This is a genomic window from Flavobacterium sp. JLP (assembly GCF_015350755.1).
GTDB lineage: Bacteria > Bacteroidota > Bacteroidia > Flavobacteriales > Flavobacteriaceae > Flavobacterium.
In genome coordinates, this window is the sequence record NZ_JADKPS010000007.1 from 53,588 (window position 1) to 68,445 (window position 14,858).

Consider the following 14,858-nt stretch of genomic DNA (forward strand, 5'->3'; position numbering starts at 1 on the left):
TATCAATAACCACAAAAAAACTATAAATAATTTATCAAGTATGAAAAATAAAATGATATACCTCTCAGTTGCTATGGCTTTTGCGTTGTTTACTTCTTGTAAAAAAGACGTACAAAGTTCAAATGCTGATTCGGCACAGACAGAAGAACATCAAGGAAAAGAACTAGGTTCTGAATTTGATGCAGAAATTGATAAACTTGTTTCTCAGCTTACACTTGAGGAAAAAATTGGAATGCTGCACGGTAACAGTATGTTTAGTACGGGCGCTGTAGAACGTTTGGGTATTCCAGAACTAAAAATGGCTGATGGACCTCTAGGAGTTCGTGAAGAAATTTCGCGTGACAATTGGGCTCCAGCAGGTTTAAAAGATGATTTTGCAACATATTATCCAGCCGGAGGCGGTTTAGCTGCAACTTGGAATACAGAAATGGCTTATACTTTTGGGAACAGCGTTGGTCAGGAACTGCGTGCCAGAGACAAAGACATGCTGCTTTCGCCAGCAATTAATATTGTGAGAACGCCGCTTGGAGGAAGAACGTATGAATATATGAGCGAAGATCCGTTTTTAAATAAAAAAATTGCAGTGCCGTTAATCGTTGGTTTACAAGATAATGATGTAATGGCTTGCGTAAAACACTTCGCAGCAAACAATCAAGAAACCAATCGTGATTTTGTAGATGTACAAATTGACGAGCGTACGCTTCGTGAAATCTATCTTCCAGCTTTTGAAGCTTCTATAAAAGAGGCTCATGCATATAGCGTAATGGGCGCGTACAACAAATTTAGAGGAGAATATTTATGCGAGAATGATTATATGCTGAATAAAATTCTTCGTGATGAATGGGGATTTAAAGGTGTTGTAGTTTCAGATTGGGCTGCCGTTCATTCTACCGTAAAATCATTGAACAGCGGTTTAGATATTGAAATGGGAACTCCAAAACCATTCAATGAATTTTTCTTGGCAGATAAATTAATCGCTGCTGCAAAAGCGGGCGAAATTTCAGAAGCAGAAATTGATGTACACGTAAAAAGAATCTTGCGCGTATTATTTCAAGTAAAAGCTATGGGAGGCAAAGACCGTGTGAAAGGAAGTATTTCTACTGAAGCACATTATCAAGATGCTTACAAAATTGCTGCAGAAGCAATCGTTTTATTGAAAAATGACAATAATGCATTGCCTTTAAAATTAGACGGAGTAAAATCTATTGCGGTAATTGGAAACAATGCAATGAAGAAAAATGCTCTTGGAGGATTTGGCGCTGGAGTAAAAACAAAGAGAGAAGTAACGCCTTTAGAAGGTCTGAAAAACAGACTGCCTTCATCAATCAAAATCAATTATGCTGAAGGATATCTTGAGCGTTACGACGAGAAAAATAAAGGAAAATTAGGAGATATTACGCTAAATGGTCCAGTAACAATTGACCAATTAGATCCAGCTAAATTTCAAGAAGCTATTGAGGCAGCAAAAAAATCAGATGTAGCGATCATTTTTGCTGGTTCTAACCGTGATTATGAAACTGAAGCTTCTGACCGCAGAAATTTGAAATTACCTTTTGGACAGGAAGAATTAATTAAAAAAGTATTAGAAGTAAACCCAAGAACAATTGTCGTTATGATTGCGGGAGCTCCTTTTGATATTAACGAAGTGAGCAAAAAATCTTCAGCACTAGTATGGAGCTGGTTTAATGGTTCTGAAGGCGGAAATGCCTTAGCAGACGTTTTATTAGGAAAAGTAAATCCGTCAGGAAAACTGCCTTGGACGATGCCTAAAAATATTATGGATTCTCCTGCACATGCAACTAACAGTTTCCCTGGTGGAAAAACAGTTCAATATGCTGAGGGAATTTTGGTAGGATACCGTTGGTTTGATACTAAAAATGTTACGCCTTTATATCCTTTCGGATACGGATTATCATACACCACTTTTGCTTTCGATAATGCTAAAGCAGATAAAGATTCTTATAACGCTAATGAAACCATCACCGTTTCTGTTGATGTAAAAAACACTGGAAAAGTAGATGGAAAAGAAGTAGTGCAATTGTATGCGTCTAAATCAGATTCAAAAGTAACGCGTGCTGCAAAAGAATTAAAAGGATTCAAGAAAGTAGAAGTAAAATCTGGCGGTTCGAATACAGTAACCATTAAAATTCCAGCTAAAGAATTGGCATATTATGATGTAGCTTCTAAGAAATGGGTAGTTGAATCAGGAAAATACACATTGAAAATTGGAAATTCTTCTAGAGATATCAAAAAAGAAATTGTTGTAACAATTAAGTAAAAAAATCCAGCGACATGAAAAACACTGTTAAGAGTTCCTTGTTTAGTGCGATTTTGTGCTTGTCTTTTTTAAGCCTTTGGGCATGCAGTTCTGATAAAGATCCAGAAAATACAGCGCCAGTTGTTGGTTTATACCCAAGTTATAATACAAATCCAATTGCTGCAGATGCAAGCGGAATGGGAAGTACAGCCGTTCAATTGGCAGCAAAAATAAAAATAGGCTGGAATATCGGAAATACTTTAGAAGCAACCGGCGGTGAAACGGCTTGGGGAAATCCAAAAGTTACAAAAGCATTAATTGATGCGGTTAAGGCTAATGGCTTTAATGCTATCCGAATTCCGTGTTCTTGGAACCAATATTTATCAAACAGTACAACGGCACAGATAAAAACAGAATGGCTGGATCGCGTAAAAGAAGTCGTTCAGTATTGTGTGGATAATGATATGTATGTTGTAGTTAATATTCACTGGGACGGAGGCTGGCTCGAAAATAACATTACCGAAGCCAAAAAAACAGAAAACAACGCCAAACAAAAAGCTTTTTGGGAACAAATCGCAACACACTTACGTGGATTTGACGAGCATTTGCTTTTTGCCAGTGCCAACGAACCAGCGGTTGAAGACGCAGCTCAGATGGCAGTTTTAACGTCATATCATCAAACTTTTATTGATGCTGTTCGTTCTACTGGCGGTAAAAACGCATATCGTACTTTAGTAGTTCAAGGACCAACGACAGACATTGAAAAAACAAATAAATTAATGCTGACGCTTCCAACGGATAAAGCCGTGAGCCGAATGATGATAGAAGTTCATTATTATGCTCCATGGAATTTTGCGGGTTTAACCAAAGATGAAACCTGGGGCAAAATGTTCTACTATTGGGGAGCAGGTTTTCACTCGGCAACAGATACGGAACGAAACGCAAGCTGGGGAGAAGAAGCTGATTTAGAGAAAAATTTCAAACTAATGAAAAGCCAATTTGTCGACAAAGGAATTCCTGTTTTATTGGGAGAATTTGGTGCAATTCGCAGAAGTACCTTAACGGGCGATGCCTTGACCTTGCATTTAAATTCAAGAGCATATTATTTAAAGACAGTTGTCAAACAAGCCAAAGCAAATGGTTTATTGCCTTTTTATTGGGATGAAGGAAGTACTGGAAACAACGGTTTCGGGATTTTCAAAAGAAGCGATAATACTGTTTTTGATACTCAAGCGCTAAACGCCCTGATTGAAGGATTGAAATAATATTTTTTAAACCATATAAGTGATATAAGTAATTTTAAGTTGCATAATTTGTGAGCTTATTTTTACTTATATCACTTATATGGTTTAAATTTATCAATTGTTTATAGGTTGCCTTATTCTTTTAAAATAAAAAAAATGAAAAAATATACAGTCTTTGTTTTAATGTTTTGTGGCATAATTGCAAATGCAAATGTAAAAATGCCTTTATTGTTTTCTGACGGAATGGTTTTGCAGCGCAACAAAGAAATTCCGGTTTGGGGCTGGGCAGATGCTAATGAAAAAGTAGAAGTTCATTTTAATAATCAAACTAAAACCATTCAAGCAGATAAAAGCGGGAAATGGATGATTAGTCTAAATCCTGAAAAAGCCGGAGGTCCTTTCGAATTAATCATTATAGGAAAAAATAAAATTGTCATAAAAGATGTTTTGGTTGGAGAAGTATGGATTTGCAGCGGACAATCGAATATGGAATTTCAGGTTTTTAAAACAATTAATTCCGACAAAGAAATAGCCGATTCTAATTATCCAATGATTCGCCATTTTGGTGTAGCACAAGATTTAAGCGGTAAACCAAAAGACGATTTGAAAGCAGGAAAATGGGAAGTTTCTAACAAAGAAAATGTTGGCAATTTTACAGCAGTTGGTTATTATTTTGCTAAAAAATTATACGCTGAGTTAAAAATTCCAATCGGAATTATCAATACTTCTTGGGGAGGAACAAATGTAGAAACATGGACAAGCCGAGAAGCTTTTGAAAAAAGCAAGGATTTTAAAACAATGATTGCTGATGTTCCAGCATTAAACATAGATTCGATTTCAAAATTATATGCAACGCGTATGAAAGAAAGAGTCGAAAAAATTCAAGGAACTCCGGTAAGCACAGAAAATGAAAATACTTTCAAAGAAGCTTCGTTCAACGACACAGCTTGGGGCGAACTCAATACGCCAAGTTTATGGGAAAATCAGCCTTTAGGCGATTTAGATGGAATTGTTTGGATGCGAAAAACAATAACACTTTCTGCAGAAGACAGTAAAAATAAAGCAACACTTTATCTTTCAAAAATCGACGACGAAGACATTACATATGTAAACGGAATCGAAATTGGAAAAAACACACAATGGGATGCCAAACGCGTTTATGAAGTTCCTGCAAATATTTTAAAAGAAGGTTTAAATGTCATCGCAGTCAGAATTGTCGATAACAGCGGCGGTGGCGGCATTTACGGAGATGCAGCCGATTTAAAACTAACGCTCGGATCGAAAATTATGCCGCTTGACGGAAAATGGAAATACAAAGTTATTGTCGTAAAAACCGCTTTATCGCCAAACAGCTATCCTTCATTATTGTACAATGCAATGGTAAATCCTTTGGTTCCGTATGCTTTCGAAGGCGTTTTGTGGTATCAGGGCGAAGCCAATGTCTGGAGAGCCAATCAATATAAAAAAGCATTTCCTTTAATGATAACAGATTGGAGAACAAAATTTAAGCAAGGCGATTTTCCTTTCTATTTTGTTCAATTATCAACTTTTAATGAATTTAACGGAAACAGTAAAGTTGGCAGTAAATGGGCCGAACTCCGCGAAGCACAATCAGAAACGCTGCAACTGAAAAACACCGGAATGGCGGTAACAACAGACATCGGGAATGCAAAAGACATTCACCCAACAAATAAGCAGGATGTCGGTTTGCGTTTGGCAGCAATTGCGTTGAACAATGTATACGGCAAAAAGCAAGTTTTTAGCGGACCAACATATAAATCTCAGGAAATAAAAGGCAATCAAATCATTCTTACTTTCGATAATATTGGTTCAGGATTAACAGCTTCAGACAATTCAGAAAACGTAAAAGGCTTTGAAATTGCTGGTACTGATAAAGTTTTTCATGCCGCGAAAGCGATAATAAAAAACAACAAAATCATTATTTCAAGTGATCAGGTTCAAAATCCTGTTGCAGTACATTACGGCTGGGCAGATGACGATACGGAAATCAATCTGTTTAATAAAGAAAAATTTCCAGCATCGCCTTTTAGAACTGATAATTGGGAAATGATTACGGCAAAAGAAACATACAAAGTCAGCAAATAAGGGCGTGACCATATTTACAAAAGGCGCTATTTAAGAGGCCGCTTATGTGCGCCTTTCGCAAATACGGTCGGGCTATCCGCGCTACTTCGGTAGCCAGCTCCTATCCCTCACGCGCAAAAAAAATGTTCCATTGGAACAATTGGTTGGTAACAACGGATGAAATCCGTTGATCAAAATTAAAAATCACAATAATGTTTCTTTGGAACATATGATTGGTAATTTTAAACGTTGCAATATGAATTCAAAGCTCATGAAAAAAACATTTATCATCTTACTTTTTACATTTTACTATACAAGCATTTCTGCGCAATCCACGCATGTTTTATGGTACAATCAACCGGCAGAATTTTTTGAAGAAAGCTTGGTTTTAGGAAACGGAAAAATGGGCGCAACTATTTTTGGAGGCGTCAATTCAGATAAAATCTATTTGAACGATGCCACGCTTTGGTCGGGCGGACCTGTAAATGCAAACATGAATCCAGAAGCTTATAAAAATCTTCCGGCAATTCGCGAAGCATTAAAAAACGAAAACTACAAACTCGCCGACGAACTCAATAAAAAAATCGAAGGAAAGAATTCTGAATCGTACGCACCGCTTGGAACTTTAGAAATTACAAATTCTAATAAAGGAAAAGTTTCAAATTACCGTCGTGAACTTGACATCTCTAATGCGATTTCAAAAGTGACTTACGAAATAGATGGAGTAAAATTTACACGCGAATATTTTGTTTCTGCACCAGATCAAATCATGATTATCAAATTGACAAGCAGTCAAAAAGGCGCCTTAAATTTTGAGATTAATTCAAGCAGTTTATTAAAATCAAATGTCGAAGTAAAAGATAATGTTTTGGCAATGAACGGAACAGCGCCGGTTCATGAAAATCCAGGTTATCCAGGCACAAACGCTTATCTTTCTAATGAGCAATGGAAAGATTTAAAAGAAAACGGCAGCACTACAAGGTTTACTTCTTTAGTAAAAATCAAGAGCGTTGACGGAACTATTATAAATACAAATAAAACTTTAGGCTTAAAAAACGGAACTGAAGCTTTAATTTATGTTTCGATCGCTACAAGTTTTAATGGTTTTGATAAAAATCCGGCAATTTCTGGATTAAACAATAAAGAAATTGCGACGAAGAGTTTAAAATCAGCGTTGTCAAAATCGTTCGATAAATTAAAAACCGCACACATTGCAGATTATCAAAAATTCTTTAATCGCGTAAATTTAGATTTAGGAAAAACAACAGCTCCAGATTTGCCAACAGACGAGCGATTATTGCGTTACTCCGAAGGAAAAGAAGATAAAAACCTAGAAATTCTATATTTTAATTTCGGACGTTATTTGCTAATCAGCAGTTCAAGAACTATAGGAGTTCCAGCTAATTTGCAAGGAATTTGGAACCCGCATCTAAATCCGCCTTGGAGCAGTAATTATACAATGAACATTAATTTGGAAGAAAATTATTGGCTTGCTGAAAACACCAATCTTTCAGAAATGCATTTACCTCTTTTAAGTTTTATAAAAAATCTTTCGGTAACCGGAAAAGTGACAGCAAAGACTTTTTATGGAGTGAATGAAGGCTGGGCCGCAGCGCATAATTCAGACATCTGGGCAATGACAAATCCGGTTGGACAATTTGGAAAAGAAGATCCAAGCTGGGCTTGCTGGCCTATCTCTGGTGCGTGGCTTAGTACGCATATTTGGGAACACTATGTTTTTTCACAAGACAAAAATTATCTGAAAAATGAAGGATATCCAATTATGAAAGGTGCTTCGCAATTCTTTTTAGGATATATGGTTGTAGATAAAAACGGAAATTTAATTACATCTCCATCAACTTCTCCAGAAAACAAATACATTGCGCCAGATGGTTTTATTGGAGCAACAATGTACGGAGGAACAGCTGATTTGGCGATGATAAGACAATGTTTTGAAAAGACAATTAAAGCTTCAGAAATTTTAAATATTGATGCTGATTTTAGAGCAAAACTCCAAACAGCACTTTCTAAATTTCATCCGTACCAAATTGGCAAAAAAGGAAATTTGCAGGAATGGTATTTTGATTGGGAAGATCAAGACCCGAAACACCGTCATCAATCGCAATTATTCGGACTTTTTCCTGGTGATCATATTACACCATTAAAAACGCCAGATTTGGCCACAGCTTCAAGAAAAACACTCGAAATAAAGGGAGATGAAACAACCGGCTGGTCAAAAGGCTGGAGAATTAACCTTTGGGCAAGACTTTGGGACGGAAATCGTGCTTACAAAATGTATCGCGAATTACTTCGATATGTAGATCCTGACGGAAAAAAAACCGAAAAACCAAGAAGAGGAGGAGGAACATACCCCAATTTATTCGACGCGCATCCGCCATTTCAAATTGATGGAAATTTTGGCGGCGCTGCAGCTGTTGCAGAAATGCTGATTCAATCTAACGAAAACGAAATTAGATTGCTTCCCGCGTTGCCAGATGCATGGGAAGACGGAAATGTAAGCGGAATTTGTGCTCGTGGCGGTTTTGAAATTGCAATTACTTGGGCCAATAAAAAAGTTGAAAAAGTTACAATCTTTTCTAAATTAGGAGGAAAAACAACTTTGATTTTTGGTGGTAAAAACCAAAATGTCACTTTGAAAAAAGGAGAAAAATTAGAAGTGAAAATCTAAATTTTATTTTTAAATAAGGTGTCATACTGAGCGAAGCTGAAATTTTTTAAGTATAAACTTGCTCAGTATGACAAATTAAATTATTCTTTTTTAGAAGTTTCTTCAGAATTTTTAGCATGTTCTTTCTTAAAAGTATCATACCATTTTTCAATTGAAGGATAAACAAAAGCGGCTACTTTTTTTACCGGATTATAAAAAATAGAATTGTCTAAAGTTTCCTTTTTGGCAAAAGTATTGTTGAAGTTTATTTTCTCGAAAAAGGCAATAAAAATACTCATAATTAAGATGGTTTTTAAAACCCGGAAAAAACCGCCGCCTAATTTATTGGCCCATCCTAAAAAGGCAAAATCAGCAATTCCGGTAAGGATTTTGGCTAAAAAATAAACGCCAACAACAACCAAAATAAAAGTCAGAATAAACGCCGTAACCTGAATTGTGTTTGGATTCCAGGAAACATGTTTTCCGATAATTTCTTTCATTAAAAAAGAAAATTTAATCGCAATGTAAATTCCCAACAACAAAGAAACAAAAGAAGCGATTTCTACAAAAAGCCCATTTTTGATGCCTTTATATAAACTGTAACACAAAATTACTCCAAAAATAATATCAAAAAGGCTCATGTTTTCTATGTTTTATTGAGGCGCAAATATATATCTTTTTTTAGGTTCAAAAGTTCAGGGTTACAAAGGTTCACGGGTTTTTATCTTTTTTTTTGACTACTTCTTTTAGATAAAGTTAAATCTATGTTTTGATCTGCTTAATTTTTTGATGCCTTTGAATTTGAAGTACGTATCTTTGCAAGCTAAATTTTATGGTTTCTGAATTTATAATTCACAATTCATAATTTATAATTAAAAGAAATGTCTAGAGATACACAACTAAAAGAGCGCTGGGAAAAGCTCGTCGATATATTATCCAATCAATTTTCGCAAGGAGAAGATTTAGATTTGGATGCCATAATTTACCTAATTGGAGTTCAGGAACTAGGAAAAGTGCACCGTGAATTCAAAAAAGATGAAAAACTAAACCTGATGCATATCGCTATTTGTAGATTATTAGAGCCATATGGTTTTTATGAATTCGATTTTTTTGATGCTGAAGGATGGCCGCATTATAAAGTAAAAGAAGAATTACCGCCTTTAAAAGCTGGCGAGCAATCGGTTTTGATGAAAGAAGCCATTGTGAATTATTTTTTAGAACGTGAACTTATTGAGTAATTTTTAGTCGCAGTCGCAGTTTTCATTTCAATTAGGGCTGAAAACTGCGACTGCGACTGTGCACTTTAAACTAAAAACACTAAATTTGTATTCTCAATTATTGAAGGAAAATGATAGATAAGATAAAACAACATATAGAGGAAGCCAAATCCTTTAATGATAAAAATAAAGAATCCTTAGAGCAATTCCGTATTAAATATTTAGGCAGTAAAGGTTTGTTGAAAGAACTTTTTACGGAGTTTAAAAATATTCCAAACGACCAAAAAAAGGACTTTGGACAGGTTATTAATACCTTAAAAGCAGTTGCTGAAGAAAAAATAAGAGTTATTCAAGAAGAACTTGAAAGCAAAGAAGAAATCAAAGGTGTTTTTGGTGATTTAACACGTGCTGCAGAACCTGTAATTATTGGTTCGCGTCATCCTATTTCGATAGTTAAAAATCAAATTATAGATATTTTTGCCAATATTGGTTTCAATGTTTCTGAAGGTCCAGAAATTGAGGACGACTGGCATAATTTTACTGCATTAAACTTGCCAGAATATCATCCGGCTCGTGATATGCAGGATACATTTTTTATTCAGACAAATCCTGATGTGCTGTTGCGTACGCATACATCATCTGTTCAGGTGCGTTATATGGAAAATCACAAACCGCCAATCCGTACTATTTCTCCAGGACGTGTTTTCCGTAATGAAGCAATTTCGTCACGTTCGCACTGTATTTTTCATCAAGTAGAAGGATTGTACATTGATAAAGATGTTTCTTTTGCAGATTTGAAGCAAACGCTGCTTTATTTCACAAAAGAAATGTTCGGTAAATCGAAGATTCGTCTTCGTCCGTCTTATTTTCCTTTTACAGAACCAAGCGCTGAAATTGATATCTATTGGGGTTTAAAAACCGAAACAGATTATCGTATTACAAAAGGAACGGGATGGTTAGAAATTGGAGGATGTGGAATGGTAGATCCTAACGTTCTTAAAAATTGCGACATCAATCCTGATGAATATAATGGTTTTGCTTTTGGAATGGGAGTAGAGCGTATTGCAATGCTTTTATATCAAATTGGTGATATTCGTATGTTTTACGAAAATGATGTTCGTTTCTTAGAGCAATTTAAAGCAAATATATAATTTAGGCATAAAAGTCATAAAGTCGAAAGTTGAAAGTCCCAAAACAAGGCTTTTGACTTTCGACTTTATGACTTTCGACTTTTAAACTTTGACTCATATGAAAAAAGATATAACAATCCCTGAAGTAGAAAACGTATTTCTAGCTGCAGTTCAAGAATGGAGCGACGATTTTATGGAAAAAGTATGGTACGCTTATCTTGTAAACGACAGCGATTTTAATTTAGACAGTGTTATGGTCGTTTCAAAAGCATTTGGAACAATTGATGGCGAAATGAAAAAAACATCTGTTTTGCGTCACGCATTTGTTGAAGTTCCAGCTGTTTCAGTCGTAAAAATCGAAATGATAGAGAAAAGCCTTTTGGTTTTAAACAATGAATTCATGGTAACTTTCTTCATCGGCAACACTTTGTACGACAAGAAATTCATCTTCAAATCAAAACTTATAAATGAGGAAAATACGGAAGAAGTGCCGATTTTGTTTGTTGAGGGGATCATGGTGAAGTAGAGTGTTGAAAGAGGAAAGAGGAAAGAAGCAAGAAGCAAGAGAAAGAAGAAAGAGAAAAGACTTCTCTGTACTGAAATAAAAAAGAGCCAAACTGAATTTCAGTCTTGGCTCTTTCTTCTTTATTCTATTTAAGTCTTCTTTAGTCTCTAGTCTTGGTTCTCGCTTCTTTCTTCTATTTAAGTCTTCTCTAGTCTTGGTTCTTTCTTCTTTCTTCTTTTCACTAAAAAACTAATCTAAAGATTCCGTTAATTTCTTAAAAACAGATTTAGCATCTTTGCCTTCATATAAAATACTGTAAACGGCGTCAATAATTGGTGTTTTTGCGCCGTAACCCTGATTTAGTTTGTATGCACTTTTTGTTGCGTAATACCCTTCGGCAACCATGCTCATTTCCATCATAGCACTTTTTACCGTATATCCTTTTCCGATCATATTTCCGAACATTCTATTTCTGGAGAAAACAGAATAACCTGTAACTAATAAATCGCCTAAATAAGCCGAATCATTAATGTTACGTTTCATTTTATGTACTTTTCTGATGAACTTTTTCATTTCACGAATTCCGTTGCTCATCATAACCGATTGGAAATTATCTCCATAACCTAAACCATGTGCAATTCCGGCAGCGATGGCGTAGATGTTTTTAAGCATTGCGGCATATTCAGTACCAATAATATCGTCTGAAATTTTGGCTTTAATATAATTTCCAGATAAAGATTTTGCAACGATACAAGCTTTTTCAGGATCTCCACAAGCAATTGTTAAATACGAAAGTCTTTCTAAAGCCACTTCTTCAGCATGACAAGGACCTGTAATAACTCCAATATTGTAATATGGAATGTCGTATTGAATATGAAAGTGTTCTCCAACAATTAAACTCGTTTCAGGTACGATTCCTTTAATGGCTGAAAATATGATTTTGTCAGCTAGTGAAACCGTCATATTTTTTAATTCAGCATCTAAAAAAGCAGATGGAATGGCAAAAATGATATAATCTGCATATTCAATTGCCTCGTTTATATTGTTAGTTAATTTAAGTTTTTTAGTATCAAATTCTACCGAACTTAAATAATTTGGGTTGTGTTTGTATTTTTGAATGTGCTCGATTGCAGCGTCATTACGCATGTACCACGCAATTTCAGGTAGATTTACGCATAACATTTTTGCAATTGCCGTTGCCCAGCTCCCTCCTCCAATTACTGCAAATTTTAAATTTTCGCTCATTATTTTAATAATTTAAAACAAAAGTACTTAATAATGTAGTAATAACACAAAATCTAATTTAAGAAATTTTTGAAATGGCAGGAAAGACAGTGGTTTTCAAGAAGTTTTGAAAAAATAAAAAATTATTCAACTTCGGTACAATAAAAATTAAAACATTGCGTTTTAACTGTTTATAAATTAGAATTTTAATGAGTTTAACACGAATTGAGTTAGTTAGTTTTGTTTTAGTATTTTAAAAAGGCGTTCCTAAATAAATTAAGAACGCCTTTTTTTATAAAATTCCATTTTTTTAAATTCTAAATTCCAAGTGTTTGCATATTAAACTTTAAATTTCAAATAAAAATCCAAATCTAATACCGCTATTAAATCATTAGAATTTATAATTTATCCCAAGGCTTGGGGGTTGAGATTTACTTATTAATAGCTCATCTCAACAATAGATTTTACTTTGTCTAACGTAACCAATTGTTTTTCGCCTAATCCTTTCCAGCCTCTTTCATCAAAACGATTTACGATAAAATCTGCTGTTTTGCTGTAGTCGTCAGTATATTGCGAAAGTTTAGTATTCATTCCCATTGTATGGAAAAATTCAACGGTTTTATTTATGGCTTCTTTCGCGACTTCATCTTCAGAACCCGTTAGACTAAAAATTCTTCTTCCGTATTGCGCTAATTTTCCTTTTTTTGTCTCAAACATTACATTATAAAGACTTGGGCCTATAATGGCCAAAGTTCTGGCATGATCAATGCCATATAAAGCAGTTAACTCGTGACCAATCATATGTGTTGCCCAGTCTGACGGAACTCCTTTCTGAATCAAGCCGTTTAAAGCCATTGTACAGCTCCACATAAAGTTTGATGCCAATGCATAATCTGTTGGGTTCTCTACCACTTTTGGACCAACTTCAATTAAGGTCTGTAAAATTCCTTCTGCAATCCTATCTTGTAAATAACCTTCGTGCGGATAGGTTAAGTATTGCTCCATTACGTGTGTGTAAGCATCGACAACACCATTTTGAATTTGTCTTTTTGGTAAAGAAGCAATTACAGTTGGATCGCAAATAGAAAATTTCGGAAACATAGCGCTTCCGCCAAAAGCCAGCTTTTCCTGAGTAGCTTCGATCGTAACAACAGATCCTGAATTCATTTCACTTCCTGTTGCAGGGAGCGTTAAAACAGTTCCAAAAGGCATTGCATTTTCTTTAATCAGAATTCTTTTTTGCAAAATATCAATTGGGTTTCCTTCAAAATGAACAGCAGCAGAAATAAATTTTACGCCATCAATTACAGATCCGCCGCCAACGGCTAAAATAAAATCAATTTTTTCAGCTTTTATTACTTCAACCGCTTTCATTAAAGTTTCAAAATGTGGGTTTGGTTCTATTCCGCCAAATTCTACAATTTCAAAACCTTTTAAGTTCGCGATTACCTGATCGTAAACACCATTTTTAAAAATACTTCCACCACCATAAGCCAAAAGAATTTTAGCTTCTTTTGGAACTAAAGTCGAAAGCTTTTCAATTTGTCCTTTTCCGAAAATCAAATTCGTGGGATTATATAATTCGAAGTTTAACATGTTTTTTTTAGAGTTTCTGTGATAGTAAGATGCAAAGATTCTAAGTTTTTTACCAAGAATCTTCACGATCTATTATCGGATTAGTTTTATTCTTTCAATTAGTACTAAAATCTAAGTTGTTACGAGATAATCTGAATCTTAGCAACTTAGAACCTTAGCATCTTTTTATTTTAATTGTTGTAATAATTTACCAGCAACTAGTTTAGATGAAGCAGGGTTTTGACCTGTAATCAAAAGGCCGTCTTCTACAGCATACGGCTGCCAATTTTCTACTTTTGAGAATTTGCCTCCATTTTGGGTTAAAACATCTTCTAATAAAAACGGAACAACTTTGGTTAATCCAACAGCTTCTTCTTCAGTATTTGTAAAACCAGTTACTTTTTTGTCTTTTACTAAAAATTCACCATTTACTTTTACGTTTTTTAATACTGCAGGAGCGTGACAAACAAAAGCAACAGGTTTTTTATGGTTATAAAATGATTCAATTAATGCGATAGAATTTTTATCTTCCACTAAATCCCATAATGGTCCGTGTCCTCCAGGATAAAATACAGCATCATAATCAGCTTGATTTATTGTCGAAAGTTTTAGCGTATGTTTTAGTTTTTCTTGTAATGCCTTATCCGCATCAAAACGTTTTGTATCCTCAGTTGCTGAAGATGGATCAGCGCTTTTTGGGTCAATTGGAGGCTGTCCTCCAAGCGGAGATGCAATCGTAATTTCAACTCCTTGATCTAATAATTCATAGTATGGTGCAGCTAATTCTTCTGACCAAAATCCTGTTTTTTCTCCTGTATTGCCCAGCTTATCGTTACTGGTGACAACAAATAATACTTTTTTCATACCTTTTTTTGATTTTTGAGCTGCAGCAGATATACTGAAAGCTGTGAATATTATAATTGCGAGCGCTATTTTTTTCATAAGTAATAATT

The 14,858-nt window shown here is 35.0% G+C and carries 11 protein-coding genes; 7 read left to right on the plus strand and 4 right to left on the minus strand.

The genetic code is table 11. From position 1 onward, the window contains the following. Nucleotides 1–40: 40 nt before the first annotated feature. From IRZ83_RS15860 to IRZ83_RS15875, 4 genes are all read left to right on the plus strand, one after another. A complete protein-coding gene (locus IRZ83_RS15860) occupies nucleotides 41–2,278 on the plus strand; it encodes a glycoside hydrolase family 3 C-terminal domain-containing protein (protein WP_194570208.1) in 2,238 nt (745 codons plus the stop codon). Between the two features lie 14 nt (nucleotides 2,279–2,292). Next, nucleotides 2,293–3,522, plus strand: a complete 1,230-nt coding sequence (locus tag IRZ83_RS15865) for a glycoside hydrolase family 5 protein (RefSeq protein ID WP_194570210.1) — start codon at nucleotides 2,293–2,295, stop codon at nucleotides 3,520–3,522. Nucleotides 3,523–3,657: 135 nt separating this feature from the next. Next, nucleotides 3,658–5,607, plus strand: coding sequence for a sialate O-acetylesterase (locus IRZ83_RS15870; RefSeq protein WP_194570213.1), 1,950 nt, complete (start codon nucleotides 3,658–3,660; stop codon nucleotides 5,605–5,607). 250 nt (nucleotides 5,608–5,857) lie between these two features. After that, on the plus strand, nucleotides 5,858–8,275 hold the full coding sequence (locus tag IRZ83_RS15875) for a glycosyl hydrolase family 95 catalytic domain-containing protein (RefSeq protein WP_228520713.1): 2,418 nt from the start codon (nucleotides 5,858–5,860) through the stop codon (nucleotides 8,273–8,275). Between the two features lie 80 nt (nucleotides 8,276–8,355). Here the strand turns inward: IRZ83_RS15875 and IRZ83_RS15880 are convergent, their stop codons facing one another. Beyond that, nucleotides 8,356–8,895, minus strand: a complete 540-nt coding sequence (locus IRZ83_RS15880; RefSeq protein ID WP_194570217.1) for a CvpA family protein — start codon at nucleotides 8,893–8,895, stop codon at nucleotides 8,356–8,358. Nucleotides 8,896–9,135: 240 nt separating this feature from the next. On the opposite strand from IRZ83_RS15880, the gene IRZ83_RS15885 reads away from it, so the two are divergent. The 3 genes from IRZ83_RS15885 (at nucleotide 9,136) to IRZ83_RS15895 (ending at nucleotide 11,127) form a co-directional block, all read left to right on the plus strand. Further along, nucleotides 9,136–9,492: a hypothetical protein gene (locus IRZ83_RS15885; protein WP_029270935.1), complete on the plus strand. Its 357-nt coding sequence runs from the start codon at nucleotides 9,136–9,138 to the stop codon at nucleotides 9,490–9,492. Between the two features lie 110 nt (nucleotides 9,493–9,602). Continuing rightward, a complete protein-coding gene (locus IRZ83_RS15890; protein WP_194570219.1) occupies nucleotides 9,603–10,622 on the plus strand; it encodes a phenylalanine--tRNA ligase subunit alpha in 1,020 nt (339 codons plus the stop codon). A gap of 97 nt (nucleotides 10,623–10,719) precedes the next feature. Then, nucleotides 10,720–11,127, plus strand: a complete 408-nt coding sequence (locus tag IRZ83_RS15895; protein ID WP_029270931.1) for a hypothetical protein — start codon at nucleotides 10,720–10,722, stop codon at nucleotides 11,125–11,127. 228 nt (nucleotides 11,128–11,355) lie between these two features. On the opposite strand, the gene IRZ83_RS15900 is transcribed toward IRZ83_RS15895, so the two are convergent. From IRZ83_RS15900 to IRZ83_RS15910, 3 genes are all read right to left on the minus strand, one after another. Further along, nucleotides 11,356–12,351, minus strand: a complete 996-nt coding sequence (locus IRZ83_RS15900) for an NAD(P)H-dependent glycerol-3-phosphate dehydrogenase (RefSeq protein ID WP_029270929.1) — start codon at nucleotides 12,349–12,351, stop codon at nucleotides 11,356–11,358. 417 nt (nucleotides 12,352–12,768) lie between these two features. Further along, a complete protein-coding gene (locus tag IRZ83_RS15905) occupies nucleotides 12,769–13,926 on the minus strand; it encodes an iron-containing alcohol dehydrogenase (RefSeq protein WP_194570221.1) in 1,158 nt (385 codons plus the stop codon). Between the two features lie 165 nt (nucleotides 13,927–14,091). Beyond that, nucleotides 14,092–14,847, minus strand: coding sequence for a type 1 glutamine amidotransferase domain-containing protein (locus tag IRZ83_RS15910; protein WP_194570223.1), 756 nt, complete (start codon nucleotides 14,845–14,847; stop codon nucleotides 14,092–14,094). Nucleotides 14,848–14,858 lie beyond the last annotated feature (11 nt).

Excerpts from the sequence above, each read along its gene's own strand:
- IRZ83_RS15910 (WP_194570223.1), bottom strand. The coding sequence starts at position 14,847 with ATGAAAAAAATAGCGCTCGCAATTATAATATTCACAGCTTTCAGTATA.
- IRZ83_RS15905 (WP_194570221.1), bottom strand. The coding sequence starts at position 13,926 with ATGTTAAACTTCGAATTATATAATCCCACGAATTTGATTTTCGGAAAA.
- IRZ83_RS15865 (WP_194570210.1), top strand. The coding sequence starts at position 2,293 with ATGAAAAACACTGTTAAGAGTTCCTTGTTTAGTGCGATTTTGTGCTTG.
- IRZ83_RS15895 (WP_029270931.1), top strand. The coding sequence starts at position 10,720 with ATGAAAAAAGATATAACAATCCCTGAAGTAGAAAACGTATTTCTAGCT.
- IRZ83_RS15890 (WP_194570219.1), top strand. The coding sequence starts at position 9,603 with ATGATAGATAAGATAAAACAACATATAGAGGAAGCCAAATCCTTTAAT.
- IRZ83_RS15885 (WP_029270935.1), top strand. The coding sequence starts at position 9,136 with ATGTCTAGAGATACACAACTAAAAGAGCGCTGGGAAAAGCTCGTCGAT.
- IRZ83_RS15880 (WP_194570217.1), bottom strand. The coding sequence starts at position 8,895 with ATGAGCCTTTTTGATATTATTTTTGGAGTAATTTTGTGTTACAGTTTA.
- IRZ83_RS15900 (WP_029270929.1), bottom strand. The coding sequence starts at position 12,351 with ATGAGCGAAAATTTAAAATTTGCAGTAATTGGAGGAGGGAGCTGGGCA.
- IRZ83_RS15875 (WP_228520713.1), top strand. The coding sequence starts at position 5,858 with ATGAAAAAAACATTTATCATCTTACTTTTTACATTTTACTATACAAGC.
- IRZ83_RS15870 (WP_194570213.1), top strand. The coding sequence starts at position 3,658 with ATGAAAAAATATACAGTCTTTGTTTTAATGTTTTGTGGCATAATTGCA.
- IRZ83_RS15860 (WP_194570208.1), top strand. The coding sequence starts at position 41 with ATGAAAAATAAAATGATATACCTCTCAGTTGCTATGGCTTTTGCGTTG.